The sequence below is a fragment of the Sciscionella marina DSM 45152 genome, assembly GCF_000379465.1.
Classification (GTDB): Bacteria; Actinomycetota; Actinomycetes; order Mycobacteriales; family Pseudonocardiaceae; genus Sciscionella; species Sciscionella marina.
This window is the reverse complement of sequence record NZ_KB905414.1, coordinates 309430-334106: the sequence shown is the minus strand read 5'-3', so window position 1 is coordinate 334106 and position 24677 is coordinate 309430. Positions and strand designations below refer to the sequence as shown.

At 68.5% G+C, this 24677-nt stretch carries 25 protein-coding genes and 1 riboswitch; of the genes, 16 read left to right on the top strand and 9 right to left on the bottom strand.

Translation table 11 applies throughout. The features are described 5' to 3' along the window. Positions 1-9 precede the first annotated feature (9 nt). Genes A37U_RS0131375 through A37U_RS0131360 form a run of 4 tightly spaced genes read left to right on the top strand, consistent with a single transcriptional unit; the run spans position 10 to position 5226 of the window. The gene (locus tag A37U_RS0131375) at positions 10-1575 is read left to right on the top strand and encodes a phytoene desaturase family protein (RefSeq protein WP_020500643.1); all 1566 of its coding nucleotides are present in this window, start codon (positions 10-12) and stop codon (positions 1573-1575) included. A 54-nt stretch (positions 1576-1629) separates the two neighbouring features. Then, complete coding sequence (locus A37U_RS0131370) at positions 1630-2748, top strand: LLM class flavin-dependent oxidoreductase (RefSeq protein ID WP_020500642.1); 1119 nt, start codon at positions 1630-1632, stop codon at positions 2746-2748. 16 nt (positions 2749-2764) lie between these two features. Then, entirely contained in the window at positions 2765-3538 is a 774-nt protein-coding gene (locus tag A37U_RS0131365; RefSeq protein WP_020500641.1) for a cyclase family protein, read from the top strand. Then, positions 3535-5226 (top strand): thiamine pyrophosphate-binding protein, encoded by a 1692-nt coding sequence (locus A37U_RS0131360; protein ID WP_020500640.1) that lies wholly within the window; start codon positions 3535-3537, stop codon positions 5224-5226. Before A37U_RS0131365 ends, A37U_RS0131360 begins: the two co-directional genes overlap by 4 nt. A 10-nt stretch (positions 5227-5236) precedes the next feature. Here A37U_RS0131360 and A37U_RS46305 read toward each other — a convergent pair whose 3' ends face one another. Both A37U_RS46305 and A37U_RS54050 read right to left on the bottom strand, forming a co-directional pair. Further along, the gene (locus tag A37U_RS46305; protein WP_240437731.1) at positions 5237-6091 is read right to left on the bottom strand and encodes an NADP-dependent oxidoreductase; all 855 of its coding nucleotides are present in this window, start codon (positions 6089-6091) and stop codon (positions 5237-5239) included. Continuing rightward, the gene (locus A37U_RS54050) at positions 6076-6297 is read right to left on the bottom strand and encodes an alcohol dehydrogenase catalytic domain-containing protein (protein WP_240437730.1); all 222 of its coding nucleotides are present in this window, start codon (positions 6295-6297) and stop codon (positions 6076-6078) included. Before A37U_RS54050 ends, A37U_RS46305 begins: the two co-directional genes overlap by 16 nt. Before the next feature lie 21 nt (positions 6298-6318). Between A37U_RS54050 and A37U_RS52735 the strand changes: the two genes are divergently transcribed. Beyond that, positions 6319-6606 (top strand): hypothetical protein, encoded by a 288-nt coding sequence (locus tag A37U_RS52735; RefSeq protein WP_020500639.1) that lies wholly within the window; start codon positions 6319-6321, stop codon positions 6604-6606. Positions 6607-6626: 20 nt separating this feature from the next. Here A37U_RS52735 and A37U_RS48745 read toward each other — a convergent pair whose 3' ends face one another. Further along, positions 6627-7832, bottom strand: a complete 1206-nt coding sequence (locus A37U_RS48745) for an HNH endonuclease (protein WP_157183133.1) — start codon at positions 7830-7832, stop codon at positions 6627-6629. Between the two features lie 301 nt (positions 7833-8133). Here A37U_RS48745 and A37U_RS46290 point away from each other — a divergent pair, with 301 nt between their 5' ends. The 4 genes from A37U_RS46290 to A37U_RS46285 all read left to right on the top strand — a co-directional run bounded on the left by A37U_RS46290 (position 8134) and on the right by A37U_RS46285 (position 12955). After that, positions 8134-8550, top strand: coding sequence for a substrate-binding domain-containing protein (locus tag A37U_RS46290; protein ID WP_020500636.1), 417 nt, complete (start codon positions 8134-8136; stop codon positions 8548-8550). A 99-nt stretch (positions 8551-8649) separates the two neighbouring features. Further along, entirely contained in the window at positions 8650-10713 is a 2064-nt protein-coding gene (locus A37U_RS0131340; RefSeq protein ID WP_020500635.1) for an oxidoreductase, read from the top strand. Then, the gene (locus tag A37U_RS0131335) at positions 10710-11954 is read left to right on the top strand and encodes an aromatic ring-hydroxylating oxygenase subunit alpha (protein WP_020500634.1); all 1245 of its coding nucleotides are present in this window, start codon (positions 10710-10712) and stop codon (positions 11952-11954) included. Before A37U_RS0131340 ends, A37U_RS0131335 begins: the two co-directional genes overlap by 4 nt. After that, positions 11951-12955: a flavin reductase family protein gene (locus A37U_RS46285; protein WP_020500633.1), complete on the top strand. Its 1005-nt coding sequence runs from the start codon at positions 11951-11953 to the stop codon at positions 12953-12955. Before A37U_RS0131335 ends, A37U_RS46285 begins: the two co-directional genes overlap by 4 nt. Here the strand turns inward: A37U_RS46285 and A37U_RS0131325 are convergent. Then, positions 12942-13841, bottom strand: coding sequence for a LysR family transcriptional regulator (locus A37U_RS0131325; protein ID WP_026197796.1), 900 nt, complete (start codon positions 13839-13841; stop codon positions 12942-12944). The genes A37U_RS46285 and A37U_RS0131325 overlap by 14 nt on opposite strands. Positions 13842-13916: 75 nt before the next feature. Beyond that, positions 13917-14094: riboswitch (cobalamin riboswitch) on the top strand. A gap of 19 nt (positions 14095-14113) precedes the next feature. Here A37U_RS0131325 and A37U_RS0131320 point away from each other — a divergent pair. The 4 genes from A37U_RS0131320 to A37U_RS0131305 are packed head-to-tail and all read left to right on the top strand — an operon-like array spanning position 14114 to position 17530. Next, complete coding sequence (locus tag A37U_RS0131320; protein ID WP_020500631.1) at positions 14114-15094, top strand: ABC transporter substrate-binding protein; 981 nt, start codon at positions 14114-14116, stop codon at positions 15092-15094. Continuing rightward, a complete protein-coding gene (locus A37U_RS0131315) occupies positions 15091-16119 on the top strand; it encodes a FecCD family ABC transporter permease (RefSeq protein WP_020500630.1) in 1029 nt (342 codons plus the stop codon). Before A37U_RS0131320 ends, A37U_RS0131315 begins: the two co-directional genes overlap by 4 nt. Beyond that, positions 16116-16874 (top strand): ABC transporter ATP-binding protein, encoded by a 759-nt coding sequence (locus A37U_RS0131310; protein WP_020500629.1) that lies wholly within the window; start codon positions 16116-16118, stop codon positions 16872-16874. The genes A37U_RS0131315 and A37U_RS0131310 overlap by 4 nt, the downstream gene beginning before the upstream one ends. Further along, a complete protein-coding gene (locus tag A37U_RS0131305; protein ID WP_026197793.1) occupies positions 16871-17530 on the top strand; it encodes a (2Fe-2S) ferredoxin domain-containing protein in 660 nt (219 codons plus the stop codon). Before A37U_RS0131310 ends, A37U_RS0131305 begins: the two co-directional genes overlap by 4 nt. Here the strand turns inward: A37U_RS0131305 and A37U_RS0131300 are convergent. Both A37U_RS0131300 and A37U_RS0131295 read right to left on the bottom strand, forming a co-directional pair. Continuing rightward, positions 17527-18432, bottom strand: coding sequence for a serine hydrolase (locus A37U_RS0131300; RefSeq protein WP_020500627.1), 906 nt, complete (start codon positions 18430-18432; stop codon positions 17527-17529). The two genes, A37U_RS0131305 and A37U_RS0131300, sit on opposite strands and share 4 nt — an antisense overlap. Continuing rightward, on the bottom strand, positions 18429-19352 hold the full coding sequence (locus A37U_RS0131295) for a LysR family transcriptional regulator (protein ID WP_020500626.1): 924 nt from the start codon (positions 19350-19352) through the stop codon (positions 18429-18431). Before A37U_RS0131295 ends, A37U_RS0131300 begins: the two co-directional genes overlap by 4 nt. Positions 19353-19463: 111 nt before the next feature. Between A37U_RS0131295 and bla the strand changes: the two genes are divergently transcribed. Further along, entirely contained in the window at positions 19464-20348 is an 885-nt protein-coding gene (gene bla / locus A37U_RS0131290; RefSeq protein WP_020500625.1) for a class A beta-lactamase, read from the top strand. Between the two features lies 1 nt (position 20349). Here bla and A37U_RS0131285 read toward each other — a convergent pair whose 3' ends face one another. Both A37U_RS0131285 and A37U_RS0131280 read right to left on the bottom strand, forming a co-directional pair. After that, the gene (locus A37U_RS0131285; RefSeq protein ID WP_020500624.1) at positions 20350-21039 is read right to left on the bottom strand and encodes an MSMEG_1061 family FMN-dependent PPOX-type flavoprotein; all 690 of its coding nucleotides are present in this window, start codon (positions 21037-21039) and stop codon (positions 20350-20352) included. Positions 21040-21067: 28 nt separating this feature from the next. Beyond that, entirely contained in the window at positions 21068-22069 is a 1002-nt protein-coding gene (locus A37U_RS0131280) for a PDR/VanB family oxidoreductase (RefSeq protein WP_240437729.1), read from the bottom strand. 59 nt (positions 22070-22128) lie between these two features. Here A37U_RS0131280 and A37U_RS0131275 point away from each other — a divergent pair, with 59 nt between their 5' ends. Continuing rightward, on the top strand, positions 22129-22758 hold the full coding sequence (locus tag A37U_RS0131275) for a TetR/AcrR family transcriptional regulator C-terminal domain-containing protein (RefSeq protein WP_205623065.1): 630 nt from the start codon (positions 22129-22131) through the stop codon (positions 22756-22758). Position 22759: 1 nt separating this feature from the next. Here A37U_RS0131275 and A37U_RS0131270 read toward each other — a convergent pair whose 3' ends face one another. Beyond that, positions 22760-23614 (bottom strand): MurR/RpiR family transcriptional regulator, encoded by an 855-nt coding sequence (locus tag A37U_RS0131270; protein WP_020500621.1) that lies wholly within the window; start codon positions 23612-23614, stop codon positions 22760-22762. Positions 23615-23747: 133 nt separating this feature from the next. On the opposite strand from A37U_RS0131270, the gene A37U_RS0131265 reads away from it, so the two are divergent. Beyond that, the gene (locus A37U_RS0131265; protein WP_020500620.1) at positions 23748-24671 is read left to right on the top strand and encodes a transporter substrate-binding domain-containing protein; all 924 of its coding nucleotides are present in this window, start codon (positions 23748-23750) and stop codon (positions 24669-24671) included. Positions 24672-24677 lie beyond the last annotated feature (6 nt).

Below are 24677 nucleotides of genomic sequence, written 5' to 3'. Positions count from 1 at the left end.
TTTGCGGCCGTGAGTGAATTCGACGCGGTCGTCATCGGGGCGGGGATCAACGGAATGGTCGCGGCCGCCGAACTGGCGAAGGCCGGTTGGTCGGTCGCCCTGCTCGAGGCGAATGAGCGGATCGGTGGGTTCATCGCGAGCGAGCAGCGCACCCTGCCCGGTTATGTGCACGACACGTTTTCCTCGTGGCATCCACTTTTCGTGTCCGGGCCCGCCTATGCCGCGCTCGGCGAGGAGTTGCACGCGCACGGGCTGCGCTATCGCAACACCGAGGGACTGATCACCGCGAGTGTCGGGGCGGACGGGCAGGCGGTGTTCGCCCACCGCGACCCGGAACGCACCGCCGCCGGGTTCGAACAGCCCCGCGACCGGCAGGCCTACCTCGCCATGCTCGAGCGGTTCGGCGAGGTGGCACCGATCGCGGGCGCGCTGCTCGGCCGGGAACTGCGTTCGCTGCGCGCACTGCGCACCGCCGCGCCATTGCTGCGCAGGCCGGGCCGTGCCGAACGGCTGCTCCGGGATGTGGCCAGTAGCGGCCGCGCCGCGCTGCGTAGGGAGTTCGACGGCTGGGAGGTCGACCGGCTCTGGACCCCGTGGTTGCTGCATGCCGGGCTCGCCCCGGACAGTGCCTCCGGCGGGTTCATGCTCCCGGTGCTCGCCGCGACCCTGCATGGGACCGGGATGCCACTTGTGGAAGGCGGGGCTGCGCGATTCATCGAGGCGTTCACCGGTCTGCTCGGCACGCTTGGGGTGCACGTGCGGTGCGCGAGCCCGGTGGACCGCATCCTGACCAGGCGCGGGCGGACGATCGGGGTGCGGGTCGCCGGGCAGACGATCCGGGCGAAGCGCGCGGTGCTCGCCTCGGTCGGCCCGGGCGCGCTCTACGGTGAACTGCTTGCGCCGCACGAGGTTCCCGCAGCGGTACGGACCGAGGCAGCGCGGTACCGCCCCGGTCGCGCGGCCATGCAGATCCATGTGGCGCTCTCCGGTCCGCCGCGCTGGCGCGAGGCACTGCTCGGGCGTGCGCCGCTGATCCACATCTCCGACGGCGCGGCGAGTACCGGTATCGCGTGCGCGCAGGCGGAGGCCGGGTTGCTGCCCGGCGAGCCGACCGTGGTCGTCGGGCAGCAGTACGTGCTCGATTCCGGGAGGGTACCCGAGGGCGCGGCGAGCCTGTGGCTGCAACTGCAGGAGGTGCCCTGGGAAGTGCGCGGGGACGCGGCGGGGGAACTGGAGGCGGGACCGTGGACGCCGGCACTCGCGCACGCCTACGCCGGGCGGGTGCTCGACCGGATCGCGGTGCACGCTCCCGGGCTGCGCGCGCAGGTGCTCGGCATGGATGTGCTCGCCCCGCCCGATCTGCTCGCCGCGAACCGCAATGCCGTGGCCGGGGATCCCTACGGTGGCTCGGCGGAACTGGACCAGAACCTGTTGTGGCGGCCAGTGCCCTCGGCCGCGCGGCACACCGGGGTGGTGCGCGGGCTGTGGCACATCGGGGCCGCGACACATCCCGGCCCCGGACTCGGTGGCGGTTCGGGGCATCTGGTTGCCACGGCGTTGACGCGCGGCCGATAATACGGAACAGTGACGACGGTCATCGTTACGCAATAGCGCTACGAAGGAGCCGGTATGGATAACGCGCTCAGCGATGGCGGGGACTTCAAGCTCGGGCTGTTCTCCCCGAACTGCACCGGTGGACTCGCGGTGACCAGAATTCCCGAGCGGTGGAGCGCGAGCTGGCCGGACAACCTGCGCCTTGCCCGGCTGGCCGACCGGGTGGGGATCGATTTCATCCTGCCGATCGCGCGCTGGATCGGTTACGGCGGGGAGACGAATTTTCACGAGGGGGTGCTCGAACCGATCCCGTGGGCCTCAGGTCTGCTGGCGAGCACCCGGCGCATCGTGGTGTTCGCGACCGTGCACACCGCGTTCAATCATCCCGTGGTGAGCGCCAAACAGCTGGCCACCGTCGACCAGATCGGCGAGGGCAGGGCCGGGCTGAACATCGTCGCGGGATGGAATCAGCCCGAGTACGAGGCGATGGGTGTGACGCTGCCAAGCGAACACGACGACCGGTACGCCATGGCCCAGGAATGGTGGGACCATGTCCGTGCACTGTGGACCCGGGAGGGCCGCTTCGACCTGGACGGCCGGTTCTTTTCCCTGCGTGGCGTGGAATCCATGCCGAAACCGGTGCAGTCGAGCCTGCCGATCCTCAATGCCGGTTCGAGCAAGCAGGGGCGCGCGTTCGCCGCATGCAACGCGAATTTCGTGTTCACCATCATCGCGGATCCGGCCGAGGGGGAGCGCGTGGTGGCCGAGCTGACCGAGTCCGCGCGCGCCGAATACGGCCGCGAGGTCGGCGTGATGTCGCCCGCGCACGTGGTCTGCCGGTCCAGCCACGCGGAGGCGCGGGAATATCTGCACTACTACGCCGAGGAGTACGCGGACTGGGAAGCCGTGGACAACCTCATGCGGCTGCAGGGAATGCATGCGCAGTCGTTCACCGAGGACATGCTGGCCACCTTCCGTTCCCGGTTCGCCGCCGGGCACGGCACCTGCCCACTGATCGGTACCCCGGACGAGGTGGCCACGGAGATCGAACGGTATGCCCACGCCGGGCTTTCCGGGATGACGCTGTCCTTTGTGGACTATGTGACGGAGCTGGAATTCTTCGCCGCGGAGGTCATTCCCCGGCTCGAGGCGAAAGGCATCCGGGTTCCCCGCCCGGAAGTCGGCACGGTATGAGAACTGGAGGCTGTCCATGTCGGTGTTGACCGAACTGTCCGCCGCATTGCGTGGCGGCTCCGTCGAGGTCGTGGACCTCACCGCACGGTTGCATTCCGGGACGCCGATCCTCCGGCTTCCCGAACCGTTCGCCAATACGCTCGGCTTCGAGCTCGAAGAGGTCAGCCGCTACGACGACCGCGGACCTCGCTGGTATCACAACAACATCCACACCAGTGAGCATTCCGGTACCCATGTGGACGCGCCGGTGCACTGGTACTCCGGGAAGGACGGCACGGACATCGCGGGAATGCCGCTCGGCTCCATGGTCGGGCCCGCGGTCGTGCTGGACGTGTCCGGGAAAGCGGCCGCGGATCCGGATTTCCTGCTCACCACCGAGGATGTGCACGCATTCGAGGCGGAGCACGGCGCCCTTCCCGAAGGCGGCTGGCTGCTCTACCGGACCGGGTGGGACGCGCGGTCCGGAGACACCGAGGAATTCCTGAACAGCGACGAGAACGGTTCGCACACTCCGGGAATCGACCCGGAATGCGCGCGTTATCTCGCCGAATCATCGATCGCCGGGGTGGGGGTGGAGACCGTGGGCACCGATGCCGGACGCGGGTTCGAACTCGATCCGCCGTTTCCCTGCCACGATCTGCTGCTCGGTGCCGGGAAATACGGCCTCACCCAATTGCAGAACCTTTCCCGGGTTCCCGCGACCGGTGCCGTCGTGGTGGTGAGCCCGCTGCCGATCGTGGGCGGTTCCGGGAGCCCGGCGCGCGCGCTCGCCCTGGTGGGGCGGGCATGAACGTCGCGGAACTGATCGCCCGGGTGATCGCCGGATCCGGTGCGGGGCAGGCATTCGGCGTGATCGGGAGCGGGAATTTCGCGCTGACGAACGCCTTGCGGTCCGAAGGGGTTCCGTTCACCGCGGCGCGCCATGAGATGGGTGCGGCGACGATGGCCGATGCGTACGCGCGGATGACCGAACGGCTCGCGGTCGTGACCACGCATCAGGGCTGCGGGCTCAGCAATGCGGTCACCGGGATCGGTGAAGCGGCCAAGAGCAGGACCCCGATGCTCGTGCTCACCGCGGACACGCCCGATTCCGCGGTCCGCTCGAATTTCCGCATCGATCAGGACGCCATGGTGCGCGCGGTCGGTGCGGTCGCCGAACGCGTGCACTCGGTCGCGAGCGCCAAGGCGGACACCGTTCGCGCCTGCCGCACCGCGCTCGAGCAGCGCCGCACCGTTGTGCTCAGCGTGCCCACCGATGTGCAGGCCGGATCGGTGCCCGAACCGGAGCCGAATACCGTGGCCGCCCCGGAATCCGTCCGCCCGGCGGCGGAATCGGTCACCGCCCTCGCCGATCTGCTCGCCGCGGCGGACCGGCCCGTGTTCATCGCCGGGCGGGGCGCGCGTGGTTCCGGGGCGGGACTGCGCGCGCTCGCGGAGGAAAGCGGTGCCCTGCTGGCCACCTCGGCCGTCGCGAACGGGCTCTTCACCGGGGATCCCTTCGCGCTCGGGATTTCCGGCGGATTCTCCGGAACGCTCACCGCGGAACTGATCGCGGAGGCCGACCTGATCGTCGGCTGGGGTGCCGCGCTGAACAACTGGACGACACGGCACGGCAAACTGCTTGGCGCGCAAGCTGAAATCGTGCATGTCGACGTGGAACAGTCGGCGTTCGGCGCGTACTTCCCGGTGGCGCTCGCGGTGCTCGGAGATGTGGTGAGCACCTGCGCGGATCTGCGTACCGAGCTCGGCGCGCGCGGCCACCGGGCGAGTGGGTACCGCACCGAGGAGATCCGCGCGCGCCTCGCGGAGAGCGGCTGGGTCGGCGCCGAACCGTATCCCGAGATCACCGCGGCGGGCCGGATCGATCCGCGCACCCTGAGCATCGCGCTCGACGAACTACTGCCCGCCGAGCGCATCGTGTCCATCGACTCCGGCAACTTCATGGGATATCCCAGCGCGTATCTGCGGGTACCCGACGAATACGGCTTCTGTTTCACCCAAGCCTTCCAGTCGATCGGGCTCGGGCTGGCCACCGCGATCGGTTCCGCACTCGCCCGCCCGGACCGCATCCCGGTGGCCGCGCTCGGCGACGGTGGATTCCACATGGCCGTGGCCGAACTGGAAACCGTGGTGCGACTGAGGATCCCGATGCTCATCATGGTCTACAACGACGCCGCCTATGGTGCCGAGGTGCACCACTTCGGCAAGGGGCACAGCGGTAATGGACACAGCGGTAATGGACACAGCGGTAACGGGCACAGCGGTGGTGGATCCGATCTGGACACCGTGCGGTTCCCGGACACCGACATCGCCGCCATTGCGCGCGGATTCGGCGCCGAAGGGGTCACCGTGCGTGCCCGCAGCGACCTGGACGCGGTGCGGGGCTGGCTCGCTGCCGGGCCGGGCGGGCCGCTCGTGGTGGACGCCAAGATCGCCGAGGACGGCGGGGCCTGGTGGCTCGCGGAGGCCTTCGGGTAGGGCGTGTCTCTTACGGGTGACGACGTTGGTCGGGTGGTGCCGCCGCTGCCCGGTTTCCGCGGCCTACGCGGGAACTCCAGGATCGCCTCGCGTCCGGCGATGGGGCGTTTCGTGGAGGGCGAGCCGCTCTGCCGGGCTCATGCGACGGTGAGCACGATCTTGCCCTGGAGGTGCCCCGCGCTGCTCGGTCCTGCGCGGCCTGGGCGTCCTCGAGCGGGAAGCCGCTGTCGATCGCGACGCGGAGGGTACCGTCTTCGAGCAGGCAGCCGATCTTGACCAGGTGCGCGCCGCTCGATCGGACCTGCGCGGCCGTCACCGTGATACCCAGCCTCGCGTTCTCCTCGTCGTCGAACTCGCCGAAGTAGACCGGGTGAAGGGAGCCGCCGCGCTTGACCGTCTTGAGGAAGCGCTTACTCTGCGGTCCGCCAACGCGATCCAGGACGAGGTCGACATCCTGAGTGACCTCCTCAGAGCGGTCCGTTGTGTAGTCGATGACTTCGTCGGCGCCGAGGTCACGCAGGAACGCTTCATGGACGCCGGACGCGACGGCGATGGCCAGGGCGCCTTGCCACTTGGCGAGCTGTAGCGCGAGGTGCCCGACGCCGCCCGCGGCGCCGTTGACCAGGACCGTGCTCTCGGCGCCGAGCGCCATCGGGCGGTGCTGGGCGTGCTGGAACGGCGAGGGGAAGTCGTGGCCGAGCTCGATCAGGAACTGCCACGCCGTCAGCCCCGACATGGCCACGGCCGTGGCGTGTTCGTGGTCGACGCCGGCCGGTTTGTGCGCGAAGTCCGCCGCCGACGCGGCGACGTACTCGGTGTAGGCGTTGCCCTGCAAGGAGAGCGGGAAGTTCAGCAGGCCGAACACCTCGTCGCCGACGCGAAGCCCTCGACGCCGGCACCGGTCGCCGCGAGGACGCCTGGGATGTCGGTCCCCGGAATCAGGGGCAGCTCGACCGGTGGCTTCAGCTCGGCCGGCACGTCGGGCATGCCCTCGCGCGTATACCAGTCGGGAGGGTTGACGCCGACCGCGTGCACCCGGACAAGCAGCTGGCCCGGCCCCGGCTCGGGCACGGGGGCCGCCTCGTAACGGCGATGAACAAGAGCCTCACCATCGACACCTGCCCGCGTCTCGCATGTCCGATCGTGCTGCGTCTCGCGATGCCGGTCAGGTACGACCACCGGACCTTGCTCGAGGCCACCCGATCCAGCGTCTATCGCGCGTCCGGTCCCGTGGTCCGGGAAACCAGCAGTACCTACTTCGACAAGAGGATCATCCCCACCCGGTGGCCGGACGCCGTTCTGGACGAAAGCGTGCGGAATGCCATCTGGGAACTCTGCGCGACCCACCGCGACCGATTCCCAGTCGCCGAAACCTGCTGACGAACGCGGGCGGTGAACCGCTATCGCGATAGACCCTCATCGTGTGCATCATCGGCCATGTCGTTGCGATAGGTGTGTCCGCTCGGTGTGGTGACTTCGAGTTCGCCGGTGCGGTGGTCGAGTGTGTGGTGCCAGCCGGGGACGGATTTGAGTTTGTGGTCAAGTCGGCACAGGCCCTGGAGGTTGTGCGGGTCTGTTGTGCCCTGCTCGGCCCAGGCTTGGATGTGATCGATCTCCGCGATGGGTCGGCAGCAGCCGGGGGCCTTGCAGTGTTGGTCGCGGAGGCGAACGTATTCGCGTTGTCGGTTGCTGGGCCGGTACCGGCGTCGTCCCAGGCCGCGGATGACGCCGGTGTCTGGATCGGTGAGGACTTTACGGACCGCGTTGCGCGGATCGGCGAGCATGGCTTGTGCCGTGTGGGCGGGTATCTCACCGTGTCCGTTGATGCGGCAGTACTCCTCGCTGATTTCGAGGGCGACGCCAAGTGGGACGTGGACGTTGAGTACGACCCGAACCCCAGAATGCTGGTCGCGCCCGGTCAACAGGTCGGTGACCACATCGGCGCGGAGCTGGTCGAGGGTGCGCGAGTCGCCACGCCCGCGTAATGAGCGCACGATCTTGTCGACCCGTGTCTGGCAGGCGGCCAGGTCTTCACTGGGCAGCCGGGCGAACAGGGTGCCGGTACCGTCCCCGTCGTCCTGGAACGACACATATCTGCTCGCCCGCGCCGCTGCGATGCGAGCAGCCTTCGCTTCCGGAGCCAGCCCGTCCGCGAGATGCCGCACATACCGAACCCATTCCCGAGGCCGCCCCTTATCGCGCAACCGCTCAGTGATCCGGGAATCCGCTGCCGCTAGTGCTTCCCCTGGAAGGGATTCGAGTATTTCCCGTGCTTTCGAGGCGTGAAACAAACTCCACAGTCCCTCGCGCATGCATGCCAGTGCTTCCGGCATGTGCTCGTGCAGAAAGATCGCGGTCTCCGCGGTATCGATCGCCCGGCCGCGTGGAATATTGCGCACCAGCCGCATCTCCTCGATCACCGACTCCAGCGGATAATCGTCGACATGCCGACACTGTTCACGCCACAGCGCATATGTGTGATCCAGAACAGCGGCATCAAAAGCGGCCTGCATACGATCATACGCGCACAACCGATTCAGAAGTTTACTTTCATCATCCCCAGTGTTCATGAATAAATGATAGCAGAAAATAATGTGAATGATCAAATGAAAATGCCCGGAAAGCTAGGTTTCGTGCTCAAGTACAAAGAGGTAGAAAAGCTCGTGTATGCCAAACTATCCACAGCGCTCCAGGTTATCCACAGATTTTCGCGAACGGTTTTGACGCCTCCGGGAACCGATATACTGGATGCGGGGTCGCCCCGGGGTGGTAGCCGAGCACACTGATCGCGCCCGCTCACGCGTAGGCCAGCCCGAGCGCGCGTCCGGTGCCGCTGGCGGCCCCGGTGATGATCGCGACCTTGCCTTCGAGTCCGTTGTCGCCGGTGAGCCGCACGCGAGTACCGGAGTGGAGCGGACGAGAGGGTTTCGCAAACACTTCGAGGTCGAGGGGTTCCCGATCCCGGACGACTACGTGCTGCACTCGCCGTTCGACACCCAGGGCGGGGACGTGGCCGGGGCGGAACTGCTCGCCAGGCTCCCCTGTCCTACCGCGATCTTCGCCGTCAACGACAGTGCGGCCATCGGGGGCATGGGGGCGTTGCGGGAACACGGGCTGCGCCCCGGCGCCGATGTCGCGGTCATCGGTTACAACGACATTTCCGTCGCAGGGGACATGCCGGTTCCGCTGACCACGGTGCGGTCTTCGATGTTCGACATGGGCACCACGGCCATGGGGCTGCTGCCGGACCGCGTGGAAGGTCGTACGGTGCGGTCGAAACGACTGTCCCCCGCGACTGATCGCGCGAGCCTCGACCGAGCGTGACGAGAATTTCGGCATTGTCGATCTTGTACCGGCGTTGCACGGTACCGTTGCCGAGCATTCGCTTTTCCGCACCATCGGATTGGCCCGACACTGGTCGGCATGCGTGAAGACGACCCGCTGCTGCGTCCCTATCACCTTCGCCGGTTGCGCCTGGCGAACCGGATCGTGAGCACCTCGCACGAACCGGCCTACAGCGAGGACGGGCTGCCGAAGGGCCGGTACCGGCGTTATCACGTGGAGAAGGCGCGCGGCGGGGTCGGGCTGACGATGATCGGCGGCTCGGCGGTCGTTTCCCGGGACAGTCCACCGGCCTTCGGCAATCTGCAGCTGCACCGCGATGAGATCGTGCCCTGGCTGCGCGAGCTGACCGATGCGGTGCACGAGCACGGGACCGCGGTGATGTGCCAGGTGACCCATCTCGGCAGGCGGTCGAGCAACTTCACCGGGGACTGGCTGCCGCTGGTGCACCCCTCACCGCAGCGTGAACCCGCGCACCGCAGCGTGCCCAAGATCGCCGAACCGTGGGATCTGGAACGGATCCTCGCGGACTACGTCAGTGCCGCACAGCGCTGCGTGGCGGCCGGGCTGGACGGGATCGAACTGCAGTCCTACGGGCATCTCCTGGACTCCTTCCTTTCCCCGCGCACCAATCCGGACGGCGGCTCGCTCGAGGAACGGATGGCCTTCCCGCGCAGGGTGATCACGGCGGTACGGGCCGCGGTGGGGCCGGAGTTCATCGTGGGAATCCGGATGGCACTGGACGAATCCTGCGCCGGCGGGCTGCCGCTGGCCGAAGGGCTCGCCGCCGCGCGCTGTTATCTGGCGGACGGAATCGATTTCCTGAGCACCATCAAGGGCACGATCGACAGCGATGCCGCGCTGGCCAGGGTGATCCCGCCGATGGGCGCACCGTCCGCACCGTTCCTGGAGTTCACCGCCGCCGTCAAACGCGAGCTCGGTATCCCGGTCATGCACGCCGCCCGCATCGCGGACGTGGCCACCGCACGGCACGCGGTCGCCGAAGGCATGCTGGACCTGGTCGGGATGACCAGGGCGCACCTCGCCGATCCGCATCTGGTGGCGAAGATCCGCGCCGGGCAGGAGGACCGGATCCGCCCCTGTGTCGGGGCGAGCTACTGCCTTGACGCGATCTATTCGGACGGCGCCGCGAAATGCGTGCACAACCCGGCAACCGGGCGGGAAGGCACCCTGCCGCACGAGCTGAGCCCGATCCACGGTGCGCCGCGCCGGATCGTGGTGGTCGGGGCGGGCCCTGCCGGGCTCGAAGCGGCGCGGGTGCTCGGCGGGCGCGGTCACGAGGTGGTGTTGTTCGAAGCGGGTCAGGAACCGGGCGGGCAGCTGTTGCTCGCCGCGCGCTCCCCGCGCAGGCGCGATCTGCTCGGCATCGTGGACTGGCGGGTGCGGGAGGCGAAACAGGCCGGGGTGCGGCTGCGGTTCGGGATGCTCGCCGAACCCGAGGACATCCGCGCCGAACGGCCCGACACGGTGATCCTCGCGACCGGAGGCAGCCCGGCACGGGCATTCCTCGGCGAGGGCGGCGAACTCATCGAGGACACCTGGGATGTGCTCAGCGGCGGAACCCAGGCGGCCGGGGACGTGCTCGTGTACGACGAGCACGGCGCCAACCAGGCACTGGACGCGGCCGAGGTGCTCGCAAACGCCGGGGCGCGGGTGCGGTACGCGACCCCGGAACGCGCCCTTGCCCCGGATGTGGGCGCGATGATCGCCCCCGGCTACCTGAAGGTGTTCGCCGAACACGGGGTGACCACCACGCTCGCCGAACGACTGGTCGCGGTCCGCCGTGCCGAAGGTCGGCTACGTGCCCGGCTGCGCAGCGAGTACGCCGAACACGAACATGAAATCACCGTGGACCGGGTCGTCACCGAACGCGGCACCCTGCCCAATGACGAACTGTATTTCGCACTGCTTCCCGAATCCGCCAATCTCGGCGAGGTCGACCACACCGCGCTGCTCGCCGGAACGGAACAGCACATCGTGGCCAACCCCGCGGGCGAGTTCGCCCTTTTCCGTATCGGTGACGCGGTCACCAGCCGCAATATCCACGCCGCCGTGCTCGACGCGCTGCGCCTGTGCACCGCGATCGGGCCATGCGAGGCCAAGAAAGGAGCGCCATCGCAATGACCACGCTCGTCGACACGCGGATCGCCGAACTCATCGCGCGCCGCAAGAAAGGGCACAGCCTGCCCGCCGAGTTCTACACCAGCCCGGAGATCTTCCACGCCGATATCGAGGCGATCTTCGCGCGGCACTGGCTACTGGCCACCACGGAGGCCGAAATCCCGGAACCGGGCGACTTCGTCACCGTGGAGATCGGCCCGTACTCGGTGATCGTGCTGCGCGACGACGATGAACAGGTGCGCGCCATGCACAACGTCTGCCGCCATCGCGGCGCCCGGATCCTCACCGAATCCAGCGGATCGGTCGGCAATATCGTGTGCGGCTACCATAAATGGACCTACCGCACCGACGGCTCACTGCTGCACGCGGTGTCCCCGCCGCCGGGCTTCGATCCCGGTTGTTTCGGGCTCAAACCGGTGGCCGTCCAGGTGGCGGGCGGATTCGTGTTCTGTTGCCTCGCCGAACATCCGCCGGAGGATTTCGCCGAGGTCGCCGCGATCATCGAACGCTACGCCGCACCGCACCGGCTCGACCGTGCCACGGTGATCGAGCAGATCGACCTGGTGGAACGGGGCAACTGGAAGCTGGTGATGGAGAACAACCGGGAGTGCTACCACTGCGACGGGCACCCGGAACTGTCCTGTTCACTGTTCCCCACCTACGGCTACACCGACGAGGAAGTCCCGGCCACCCTGCGCGCCGCGTTCGACCGCTACGTCGCCGCGGACACCGCGCTGCGGGACACCTGCGATTCGCTCGGCCTTGCGCACCGGCTGATCGAGCAGCTGTCCGGGCGAGTGAGCGGATTCCGGGTGCAGCGCGAACCGATGGACGGCGCGGGAGAGTCGTTCAGCAGCGACGGCCGGGTGATCTGCACGAAACTGCTCGGCGATATCGGCGAACCCAGACTGGGCCGGTTTTCCCTGCACCTGCAACCGAATGTGTGGCTGCACGTGTGCAGCGACCACGCGGTCACCTTCTCCGCCGTCCCGCTCTCGGCAGGGGAAACCCTGGTGCGCACCACCTGGCTGGTACACGAGGACGCGGTCGAGGGACGCGACTTCGACCGGCAACAGCTGACCGAGGTGTGGCGCAGGACGAACGAACAGGACGCCGGATTCGTGGAGCGCGCGCAACTCGGAGTGCGCAGCCCCGCCTATGTTCCCGGCCCGTACACCACAAGCGAATACCAGGTCGACCAGTTCTGCGACTGGTATCTCGACCGGTTGGGAGCGCATGCATGACCGTTCTGCTCGCGGAAGAGGCCCGGTACACCCCCGAACCGGTCGAGCTCCGGTTACGCTGCACGGCGATCCGGCCCGCCACCCACGATGTGCGGACCTTCGTGTTCGAACCCGATACCGCGCTGGCGTTCCGGCCCGGCCAGTACCTGATGCTGCGGCTCCCGGTCGGGGAACGCTGCTACACGATCGCCTCCCCGCCGACGCGCCCGGAAACCCTGGAGCTCACGGTGAAACACCATCCCGGTGGTGCCGGATCCGGTTACCTGCACGAGGAACTGCGCGTCGGGCAGACACTCGAGGCGAGCGGCCCGTTCGGGCGATTTTCCTATGCAACACAGTTCTCCTACACCACGCGGCCGGAGTCACGATACCTGTTCCTGTCCGCGGGCAGTGGCATCACTCCGGTCATGGCGATGATCAGGACCCTGTTCGATCTCGGCAGCACGGCCGATGCGGTGTTCCTGCACACCGCACGCGGCCCGGCCGACCGGATCTTCGGCGCCGAGCTGGACGCGATCGCTGCCAGTGCCCCGAATTTCCGGGTGGCGAACAGCTACGGGCGTGCGGGCCTCACCGCCGAATCGCTAGCCGCGCTCGTCCCCGATATCACCGAGCGCGCGGTGTTCTGCTGCGGGCCGCACGGCTACCGGGAACGGATCACCGAGATTCTCGCGCTGCTCGGCGCGGATCCGGGGAACTACACCGAGGAACGGTTCACCGTCGAACAGACGGGACCGAGCACGGTGAACTATCCGGTGCGGCTCGGCGCGGCCAGCTTCGAATGCGGGGCCGAGCAGACCGTGCTGGACGCGGCACAGCAGGCCGGGGTCAGTGTGCCGTTTTCCTGCGGCCAGGGAATGTGCGGCACCTGCAAGCACACGCTCCTCTCCGGATCGGTCCACATGCGACACAATGGTGGGATCCGGCCGAAGGAGATCGAACGCAACCGGATCCTGCTCTGCTGTGCGAAACCTCAGGAGCCCCTGGTCATCGAAGGCTGACCTCGTGCACCACCTCGAGTGCCTTGGCCACCGTCGGATGTGCCTCGGCGCCCTGGCGGACCGCGGCCAGGATCCGGCGCGCCGGTGCCGGTTCACCGTGCAGCGGTAGCCGCACCACCGGCCAGTCGGAGTGTAGCCGCGCCAGCCTCGGCACCAGGATCACTCCGAAACCGTTGGCCACCAAGGCGGTTCCGGTGTCCCACTCATCGGCATAGTGCGCGATGTCCGGGGTGAACCCGGCGGCCATGCACGCGGTGAGCACCAGCTGGTAGTAGGTGCTCTCCTGGCGGCCGACGATCCACGGTTCCCGCGCGGCATCGGCGAGCTGCACCGCGGGGCGGGTGGTGAGCGGATGTCCTTCCGGCACAACGAGATCGAGCGGATCGTCGAGCAGCGAGTACTGCTGGAACCGCTCATCGTCGAGCGGCGGATTCTGCGCCGTGACCACCACGAGGGCCAGATCGGCCTCGCGGGCAAGCAGCAGGTCGAAGCAGCGGCTCGGCTCCGCTTCCATCAGCCGCACGGTCACCTGCGGATAAGCGTCCCGCAGTCGTGCGGCCGCCGCGGGGAGCAACCTGCTCGCCGCGGTGGAGAAGGCGCACATGGTGAACCGCCCGCCCGGTTCGTCGCCGATCGTGGCGAGCTCGGCGCGGGCCCGCTCGACCTGCGCGTGCAGCCGCTCGGTGTGTTCGAGCAGCGTGTGCGCCGCCGCGGTGAGCCGGATCCCTCTGCCCTGCTGCACGACCAACTCCACCCCGAGCTCGGCGGCGAGCTGGCGCAGCTGATGGGAGACCGCGGACGGGGTGTAGTGCAGTGCGGCCGCGGCGGCCGTCACCGTCCCGCACCGGGCGACGAGCTGGAGCATACGCAGCCGAGGATCGATCACCCGATCATTGTGCGCGTATCCGGCCGCGACCGGAAGATGTGCGCGGTCTCTCGTTTTGCCGTGGGCTCCAACCGGTATGCTCGCTCGAGCCGTGGTCAAGGGAAGCCGGTGCGAGACCGGCGCGGCCCTCGCCACTGTGATCGGTGAGTCACCACACCGAGTCGCACGACGGCCACTGGGCGCGAGCCCGGGAAGGCCGGTGTGGTGGTGTCGACCCGAGAGCCAGGAGACCTGCCACGGCGCGTGTGTCCACGAGGGTTGGGAGAGCTCACATGCGTGCCTCGGGTCGTGCCCGATTGTCCTTCCTGCTTGCGGCATTCGTGCTCGCGGGCTGTGCCGGTCCACCGCAGGAGCGTGCCGCGTCACGCGGTTCCGGGAACGGCTATCCGGTCACCGTGTCCAGCTGCGGTCACTCCTCGACGCTGCGCGACCGCCCGCGCCGTGCCGTCGCGCTCAACCAGGGCGCGACCGAGATCGCGCTCGCCCTCGGGGTTTCCGGGCAGCTCGCCGGAACGTCCTATTTGGACAACCCGCTGCCCGCGAAATGGCAGGCCGCCTACGCCAAGATCCCGGTACTCGCCAAGAAGTATCCGAGCAAAGAGAAGCTGCTCGCCGGCAAACCCGACTTCGTGTACGCGACCTTCTCCAGTGCCTACGAAAAGGACGCGATCGGCCCGCAGTCCGGGCTCGACCAGCTCGGTATCCCCTCCTATCTCTCCCCCTTCGGCTGCGCGGAGGATCGACTGCGTGGTGCACTCTCCTGGTCCACCGTGTACGAGGAACTCACCGAGACGGGCAAGGCCTTCGGCGCCCGGGACAAGGCCGAGCAGGTGATCGCGCGGCAGCGGGCCGAGGTCACCGCGCTCGACAAGCGCAAGCCGGGCAAGGGGCGCACCGCTTTCTGGTACGACTCGGGGGACAAGGCTCCCTATGCGGGTGCCGGACACGGTGGCCCGCAACTGATCATGAGCACCCTCGGCCTGCGCAACGTGTTCGCCGATCTGCCCGGTGGCTGGGCCGACGCGAGCTGGGAGAAGGTCGTCGCGGCCGACCCCGATGTGATCGTGCTCAGCGACGCCGGATTCTCCACCGCGCAGGAGAAGATCGCGCGGTTGCGCCAGGATCCGGCGCTGCGCGCACTGGAAGCGTTGCGGCACAACCGGTTCGTGATCCTCCCGTTCGATGAATCGATGCCCGGGGTGCGGCTCGCCGAAGGAGCGGAAACCGTGGCGCGCGGGCTCGAGTCCCGATGATCGGACGAAGCACGGCGGTGTGGCTCACGCTCGCTGCCGCGATCCTGGTGCTGCTCGCCAGTCTCGCGGTGTGTGTGACGCTCGGCCCGGTGCACGTCCCGGTCGGCACGGTGCTCGAGGTGATCGCGCGGCGGATGCGACTGGTCACCGGTGGCGTCACGGTGCTCGATGACGAGATCGTCTGGCAACTACGGCTGCCGAGGGTGGTCGCGGCCGCGGCGACCGGGGCGGGACTCGCGCTCGCGGGCGCGGTGCTGCAATCCCTGACCCGCAACGCACTCGCCGACCCGTACCTGCTCGGGATTTCCGGCGGCGGCACCTCCGGTGCGGTCACCGTGATCGTGTTCGGTGCCAGCGGTTTCGCCTCCCTCGGTATCGGCGCCTTTCTCGGCGCGATCAGCGCGCTATTGCTGGTTTTCCTGCTCGCCATGGGCCGCACCGGCGGGCTGGCCACCACGCGCACCGTGCTGGCCGGGGTCGCGGTCGGGCAACTCTGCTCCGCATACACCTCCTTCGTGGTCCTGGTGCGCGGGGATTCCGATGCCGCGCGGCGGATAGTCTCCTGGACCTTCGGCTCGCTCGCCGGGGTGCGCTGGACCGAGGCGAGCTGGCTCGCGGTGACCGCGGTGCTCGCGATCCTGGTGATACTCGGATTCGCCGGTTGGCTGGACGCGCTCGCCTTCGGCGAGGATTCCGCCCGCACACTCGGGGTTCCGGTCACCGGATTCCGCTGGGGACTGATGATCGGCACCTCCCTGATGACCGCGGTGATCGTCGCGGTGACCGGCGCGATCGGATTCGTCGGACTCGTGGTGCCGCATCTGGTTCGCCTCCTGTTCGGACCCGCACACCGCAGGCTGCTTCCGCTCACCGCGGTGTGCGGGGCGATTCTGCTGGTGTGGGCGGACACGTGCGCGCGCACCGTCCTCACCGATCGCGAGGTGCCGATCGGTGTGGTCACCGCGGCGATCGGTGTCCCCGTGTTCGCGATCCTGTTGCGGCGCAAGGCAGACGTGGCGCGATGACCGAACTGCGATTCGAAGACCTCGGCTGGTCGGTTCGCGGCACGGAGATCCTGCGCGCGATCGGGTTCACCGTGCCGCAAGGAGAACTGGTCGGCCTGCTCGGGCGCAACGGGTCCGGCAAGTCCAGCCTGTTGCAGCTCGCCGCCGGACTGCGCACCCCGAGCACCGGCCGGGTACTCGCCGGGGATCGGGTGGTGGGGGAGCTCGGCAACCGGGAACGGGCGCGCCTGATCGCCTTTCTCGCCCAGCAGGCGGACACCGAGCTCGCGCTCACGGTGGCCGAGGTGGTCGCGCTCGGCCGCACACCGCACCGGAATTCGTTCTCCGCGACGGAATCCGACGACACCGTGCGCGAGGCGATGCACCGGACCGAGGTCGCGCAGCTGAGCGAACGCAGCTGGTCCACCCTCTCCGGCGGGGAACGCCAGCGCACCCAGCTGGCCAGGGCAATCGCCCAGCAGCCGAGCCTGCTGCTGCTCGACGAACCGACCAACCACCTCGACCTCGCGCACCAGATCGGCCTGCTGCGCCTGGTGCGCGAACTCGGCATCACCACCCTCACCGCGCTGCACGACCTCGAACTCGCCGCCGCGTTCTGCGACCGGCTCGCCGTGCTCGACGCCGGGCGGCTCGTCGCGTACGGAACCCCGGACGAGGTCCTCACCCCGGAACTGCTCGCCGAGGTCTACGCCGTCTCGGCACGCGTGCTCACCCATCCGATCACCGGAAGGCCGCATATCCAATGGAATCCGTGACTGTGCTCGTCGGGCTCAACCTGCGGGCCGCGCAAGAACACGAAAAACTGCGCGGGATAGCCGAACACGTGGCCTATCTGCACCTCGGCGAGCCCAGCCTGTGCACGATGCTCGACCAACGCAGGGCAGCAGGGGACACCGCGATCACCCTCATCCCGGTGAACCTGCACGGTGAACCAGGGCAGCTCTCCTGGCTGCGCCGGGTGGCCGCGCATTGGTTACGCACCAACGAACATTCGCTCGCCATCCACGTCGGAACACGAGTGCTCACCGATCCCGGCGAGCTGGATGAACTGCTCACCGAACCCACCAAGCCGGTCACCGATGCCGCACCGTTGTGTTCCCCGGCCTGGGAACACGTACCCGGATACCGGCACCACCTGTTCGTCTGCCGCGGTCCGCGCTGCAGTGCGTACGGAGCCGAACACACTGCGGCCGCGGTCAAGGAAACCCTGCGGGACAATGGAATCGGCGACGATCGAGTGCTCGTCACACAGACCGGCTGCCTGTTCCCGTGCAATCACGCGCCCGTACTCGCCGTGCACCCCGATGACGTCTGGTACGGGCGAATCGGCCCTGGGGACGTGCCGGGGATCGTCGCGGAACACCTCATCGCTGGCCGGGCCGTGTCCGCGCACCGGCTGCCCCGTGCTTAGCCCCGCAACGCCTCGAAGGCCGAGCGCGCGGCCGCCCCGATCGCCAGGTCCACATCGGGTGCGATGCTCGCCCGCCGGTCGGATCTGGTGAGCGCGGCGACGGCGATCCGGTCGCCGGAATCGGTTTCCACCACACCGATTTCGTGCCGCAGGTGCAGGAAGGTCCCGGTTTTCCCGCTCACCCGGACGGCGTCGGCGCGCAGCTCGGCGGAGAGCCGCTGGGTGAACACCTGTGCGCCCATGATGCGGCGCAGTTCCGCGGTCGCTTCGGGGTGCGCGACGCGGTCGAGCCAGATGCGTTCGAGCAGTTCGACGAGCGCGGCGGCGGAACCGAGGTTGGCGTGCGCGGGATCGAGCGGTTCGAGGCTGCTCTCCTCGCGGATGGCCAATTCCAGGGCGAGAATGCTGTTCTCGCCCGCGATCCCGGCGGCGCACTCATACATCCGGTTCATCCGGTGCCGGACGGTGATTCCGGCGCAATCCCATTCGCGGAGCCGATCTTCCACGGTGTCCAGGCCGAGCAGGTCGAGCACCGCGTCGGCGCTGGCGTTGTCGCTGACGGTCAGCATCTGGTGCACGAGATCGGCCACCGCGAGGATGGCGGGGTAGCGGAAGGCGGAAACCCCGGTCGGCCCGACGCTCTTGTCCGCGGGATCGATGGTCACCGGAAGTGCTGGATCGAGGGCCCCCTCGGCGATCCGGTCGAGCGCCACCAGCGCGATCGGGACCTTGATCACGGAGGCGAGCGGGAGCGCGGTGTGCACATCGAACCCGAGTTCCCGCCCGGTGTGCAGCTCGCGGGCGAGGAAGGAACCGCTCGTGCCGATCCGCTGCCAGGCGGTGGCGATGGATTCGGCGGTGCTGAGCAGTTCGGCGGCACTGGCCCGGTACACCGGGGTCATCCGCGCGCCGCCAGGTGTGCGCGGTCCACGGGCTCTTCCGGTCGCGGCGCACCGGTTTCCCCGACCGCTCCGATCACCGTGGCCAGCAGGGGTTCCAGCCAGCCGGGTACCCGGGAGCCGCGCGCGGCCGTGAGGGTGTAACCGCGGTGCAGCGCCGGATCGGCCAGCGGGGACCAGGCCAGCTCGTGGGTGCGCGCGAAAGCCTCCGGGCACAGCAGCAGGCCGTTCCCGGCCAGTGCCTCGGCGACCGCGGTGGACGTGGAATCGCCGGTGTACACGCACTGTTCGGCGAGCCCGGCCTGCGCGACGGCCTTACGCAGCCGTTCGACGGCGAATCCGCTCGCGTCCTCCGGGGTGAGCAGGATGCGCGGGACCTGCTCGGTGCTCGCCCTGCGCGGCCGCAACTGGTCGAGATGCACCGGCCGGGCGCGCGGTTCCGCGGTACCGAGACCGAGCGGCACCCGCATCCGGCAGCGCTGCGGGGGGACCCGCAGCAGGGCGAAGGCGATCCCGCCCTCGGCCAGTTCCGCTTCCCGTTGCGGTGCGGGCAGTTCGCGAATGGTGAGCGGATCCTCCCGGTCCGCACCGGTGCGCAGCACCCTGGCCAGCGCGGCGGGTGCGCAGTCCGGCGGCATGCCGAGCACGGGGGTCCGGGTGGCGAGCGCGGTCCGGGCGAGGGTGCGGATGTGTTCGGCGCGGCCGAGCACATCCGAGGCGTGCGGAAGCAACAGCGTAGCGAGCTCGGTGTTCGCGATCCGCCTGCGGGAACGATCGAACAGTGCACCGCCGAGATATTCCTCGAGGTTCTTGATCCGCCTGCTCAGCAAGGGCTGCGCGATACCGAGCCGTTCGGCCGCTGCGGAGAAACCACCCTCCTCGGCGACCGCGACATACGCCTCGAGGTGCGCAAGCAGGTCCACCAGACACGTATATCAAAAAGGCATGCTCGCTTCAACTATCTCTCTTGGACATGAATGGGCGGGTGCTGGTTGGCTCGGGGAACGAACCCGAATCGATGAGGGGAGTACTGCATGTCCGTATCCCGGCGTTCCCTGCTCGGTGCCGGTCTTGCCGTCCCGGCAGCCGGGCTGCTCGCCGCGAGTCCCGCGGCCGCCGCATCCGGTACCGGTGACCGGCTGCGTGCACTGGAACGCGCGCACCAGGCCCATCTCGGTGTGTACGCGCGAAATCTGCGCACCGGGGCCACGGCCACCCACCGCGCGGGGGAGCGGTTCGGGATGTGTTCGACCTTCAAGACGCTCGCCGCCTCGGCCATCATGCGCGATCGCGACGGTGACGGGACCTTCCTCGACCGGATCGTGCACTACACCGACGAGGACCTGGTCGAGAATTCGCCGATCACCGAGAACCACGTACGCGGCGGGATGCGCATCGCCGAGCTGTGCCATGCCGCGATCTGTTACAGCGACAACACCGCGGGAAACCTGCTGTTGCGCCAGATCGGCGGGCCTGCCGGGGTCACCCGGTTCTGCCGCAGCCTCGGCGACCGGGTCACCCGGCTCGACCGGTGGGAGACCGAGCTCAACGACATCGCGCCGGGGGATCCGCGGGACACCACGACCCCGCGGGCGATCGGGGAGGATTACGCACGCCTCGCGCTCGGCACCGCGCTCGATCCCGCGCACCGCGCCCGGCTGACCGGCTGGCTGATCGGCAACACCACCAGCGCCAAGCGGTTCCGCACCGGGCTGCCCGATTCCTGGCTGATCGGGGACAAGACCGGGTCCGGCGCCTACGGTTCGGGCAACGACGTCGGCATCGCGTGGACCGGTGCCGGAACGTCGCTGGTGCTTGCCGTCCTCACCAGGAAACACGAACCGGAGGCCGGCTACGACGACGAACTGATCGCCGAGGCCGCGCGCATCCTCGCCGACGTACTCGCTCCAGGGGAGTAGCTCAGTACAGGCCGTGTTCGTAGTGTTCCTCGAGCACGGCGTCGAGCCCGCCCGCCTGATTACCGAGGCTGCGGTTGAACTTGCCCGCGTCCTGGGCGGTGGCCATGGTGGCGAAGGTGCTTCCGTTCGTGACCGCCTCGCCGAGCCCGCGGTCGTCACCCTGCCACAGTTTCGCGCGGATCACCGCCTTGCCGCACTGGGAGAACACTTCGCGGATCCGTATGATCGTGGCGAGTACGGCGGGTTTTCCCTCGGCGCCGAGGCGGTCCAGCAGCTCGGGATCCTCGGTGATGAACGCGTCCCCGTTGACCCGCACGGTTTCCCGCACTCCGGGTACCAGGAACACCATGCCCACGCCCGGGCTGCGGGTGACGTTCTCGAAGGTGTCGGCCAGCTTGTTGCCCGGCCGGTCCGGGATGGCCAGCGTCCACGGATCGAGGACTTTCACCGATCCCGGCGGGTCCCCTTTCGGGCTGGTGTCCAGGTGGCCGAGTTCGTTCCCGCTGGCGAGTACGAAAAACGTGCTGTGCGCGAGGAACCGCATATCGAACTCGCCCAGACGCGGTTCCTTCTTCTCCAGGATGAACTGTTCCGGTTTCCCGATGATCTCCCGGATCCGGTTCAGGTCGATCGGTTCGTAGTCGTCGGCGGCGGTTCGTTCGGGCGCCGCGCCATGGGCGATGTCGGTCATGGCCGCCTCCTTTCCGGATGTCGAGTGGCTAGATATCGAGTACCAGGCGCCGGTCGCACGCGCGGGAGACGCAGATGAACATCCGGTCGCCCGCGGCGCGGTCGGCCTCGGAGAGAATGTCGTCGCGGTGCTCGGGAGTTCCCTGCAACACCCGGGTTTCGCAGGTACCGCAGATTCCCTCCCGGCAGGATCCGGCGACCGGGAGCCCTTCGTCCTCGAGCGCGGTGAGCACGCTGCGGTCGGCGGGCACGGTCACCGTCCGATCCGAACGAGCGCACACCACTTCGATCTCGGTGTTCTCACTCGTGGCCTTCGGCCGGGATTTGAAGCGCTCCAGGTGCACACTGCCCGGTGCCCAGTGTTCCGCGCCCTCCTCGATCTCGGTGAGCAGGGATTCCGGGCCACAGGCGTAGATCGCCGTATCCGTGCGCGGTTCGCGGAGCCAGTCCTCGAGCGGGATCCGGCTCCCCCGGTCGCTGGGATACAGCCAGACCCGCTCGCCGTGCTCTCCGAGTTCGTCGAGGAAGGCCATCGAGTCCGCGGTGTGCCCGCCGTACACGAGTTGCCATGGCACGCCCAGGTTTTCGGCCTCGCGCAGCATCGGCAGGATCGGGGTGATCCCGATCCCGCCCGCGATGAACAGGTACGCCGCCGCCTCGGTGAACCGGAAGTTGTCCAGCGGCCCGCGGACCTGGATCGGCTGGCCGGGACGCAGAAAGGCGTGCACGTACTCGGATCCGCCGCGGCTCATCCGGTCCCGGCGTACCCCGATGCGGTAGACCGAGCGATCGTCCGGTGATCCGCACAGCGAGTACTGCCGGGTGATCCCGGTCGGCAGCACCAGTTCCAGGTGCGCACCGGGGCGCCAGGGCGGCAGCTCGGAGCGGTCCTGCGCGCACAGTTCGACCGAGACGACTCCCTCGGCCTCATAGCGCAGCTGGCGCACGATCATCGCGACGGTTTTCGGCGCGGCAGCGGTCTCCGGCAGGACAGCGGCATTCGTCATGGCAGCGGCCTTCTTCGTGGTCAACTCGACGCGTTAACAACGTTAACACCTACTGTGTCCAAGTTAGTGATAACATCGTTAACGTGTCAATTCGGGAGACGAAGACCACGGCACGGGCGGAGACGGTGGCTCGTGCCGCCCTTGCGCTCGTGGATTCCGGCGGTCTCGAATCGCTGACCATGCGCAAACTGGCCACCAGCCTCGATATGCAGCTGCCGACGATCTACCGCCTGTTCGACGGGAAGCAAGCCCTGATCGACGAGATGGCCGAGGTCATCCTCGCCGAGGTGCCCGAACGGATGGAACGCGGTGGCGCGGACTGGAACGCGCGGGCCGCGGCGTTCGCGAAGGCGATGCGCTCGGCGCTGCTCGCGCGCCGGGACGGGGCCCGGATCGTCGGTGGCAGCTACACGACGAAACGGCCGACGCTGACCGTGGCCGAGGAGATCTTCGCCATCTGGCGGGACGCCGGATTCTCCCCGGAATCCGCGTTGCTGGCCTGTACCACGCTGTTCTGCTATGTCCTCGGTGAAGTGCTCGAGCAGCAGGGCGCAGACGGGGTCGAGCGCGGGGAACTGCTCGCCGCCGTGCTGCCCGGGGCCGCGTATCCGCATGTCGCGACCACGCCGATGGACCTGTTCTTCGACTTCGAGGCCCGGTTCGCGTTCGGGCTCCGGGTGCTGCTTGCCGGGCTGAGCGCGGAACTGCGCTGAACTACTCGGCGCCGAGCCTGCCGCGCAGCGCGGTCAGCAGATCGGAGGCCGCGGTGGCGCGGTCCTGGTCCCTGGCGGCGACACCGAGTACGAGCGCGTCGGTGAGCAGCACGGAGGCCAGGCATTCCCCGGTGAGCCCGCTCCCGGAATGCACCGCGGTTAGCGCGTGGTCGACCCGGTCCCCGATCCGGGCGGCGAGCGCGTCGGAGACGAGCACGACCTTGGCGCCGACCCGGTGCGCGTGCTCCAGGATCACCTCGAGCTCGGCGAGCATCCTGCCGGGCGCGTAGAGCACCAGCGCCTCACCGCCGGTCAGCGAGAGCAGTTCGTCGGCGAGCCGGAAACCCGTCGCCGAGATCGCCCGCGCCGGTTTGCCGATCCGGGTGAGCCTGGTCGCGAGATAGTCGGCGGCCAGCGCGGAGACGCCGACCCCGTAGCCGACGACCGCATCCGCATCGGTGAGACAGTCGATGCACGCGCGCACGTGTCCGGTCCGGCTCAGCCGCCGCGTCTCGGCGAGCCGTTCGGTGCCCTCGGCGAACACCTCGTCCAGCAGCTCACCGGTCTCGGCGCCGACGTGCTCGATGCGCTTGCGCAACCGCGCCGCGGGCTTGTTGACCTGCACGAGTTGTTGGCCCACCTCGTGTTTGAGCTCGGGCAGCCCCGAATAGCCGAGTGCGCGCGCGGTGCGCACCACCGTGGCGTCGCTGGTGCCGATCGCCTTGGCGAGCCCGCCCGCGGTGGCGAAGATGACCTCCTCACCGTGCGCGTCCAGGTACTCGGCGACCCGCAGCTCGGTGGCGGTCAGCTCATGGGCGTGCGCGGCGATGCGGTCCGCGAGCGGCCGTCCCCACACACTGCTTGTAGTAGGCATTACGTCCGATGACCCCTCTTGTGGTGCCGACAACAGATGGCTAGTGTAGTGCACGCGACGCAGTGACGGAAGAAATGCAATAGCCACTACATCAACGGTGATGGGGTCATTTCCTATGGTTTCCTCGCGGCGGTCTCTCGCCGCCCTGCTGGCCGTGATGCTCGGTCTCGGCGCCTGTTCGGGGGCGGTGAACTCGCGCTACGACAAGGCATCCGGCGGTGATCCGGCCGCGGTGCGCGCCGTACTGGACGCGGCGCCGGTCGCCGGAACGGGCGCGCTCGAACGCAGTAAGGCCGCGCTGGCCATCCACCGCAAGGGCGCGGTCGCGATCGGGGCCGGCTACGACGTCCCGCTGTATTCCATGAAGAACCCGATGACCGGGGAATACACCGGATTCGACGCGAGCCTGGCGAAGATGCTGGCGAAGTACTTGACCGGAAAACCGGATGTGCAGTGGGTGAACGTCACCAGTGACACCCGGGAAGCCTTGCTGGAGAACGGAACCACCGATTTCACCGTCGCGACCTATCAGATCACCCCGCAGCGCGCGCGGCTGGTGGATTTCGCCGGCCCCTATCTGATCGGCGGCGGGGCGATCCTGGTGCGCGCGGACAACACGAGCGTGCACGGGCTCGCCGATCTGAACGGGGTCACCACGGCCACGATGCCCGCGGTCGCCGCCGAGGCGCTGCAGCAGCAACAGCCGGGCGCGCAGCAGGTCATCTTCGATTCGGCTTCGCAGTGCCTGCAGGCACTGCGCCAGGGCCGGGTGGACGCGTTCTTCCTCAACAGCGCCATTCTCTCCGGATTCGTGCTCAAACACGAGGACGTGAAATTCGCCGGACCACCGACGAAGGACGCCCCGTTCGGGATCGGTATGTCCAAACAGGACCCGGAGCTCAAACGTGTGGTGGACGACTGGCTGCGGCGCATCTACGCGGACGGATCCTGGGCCCGGCTGTGGCGGGCGACCATCGGCACGGTCGAGCGGCACGATCCGCCGAAACCGCCGGTGATCGGCTCGGTGCCCGGTTCCTGACGCGCC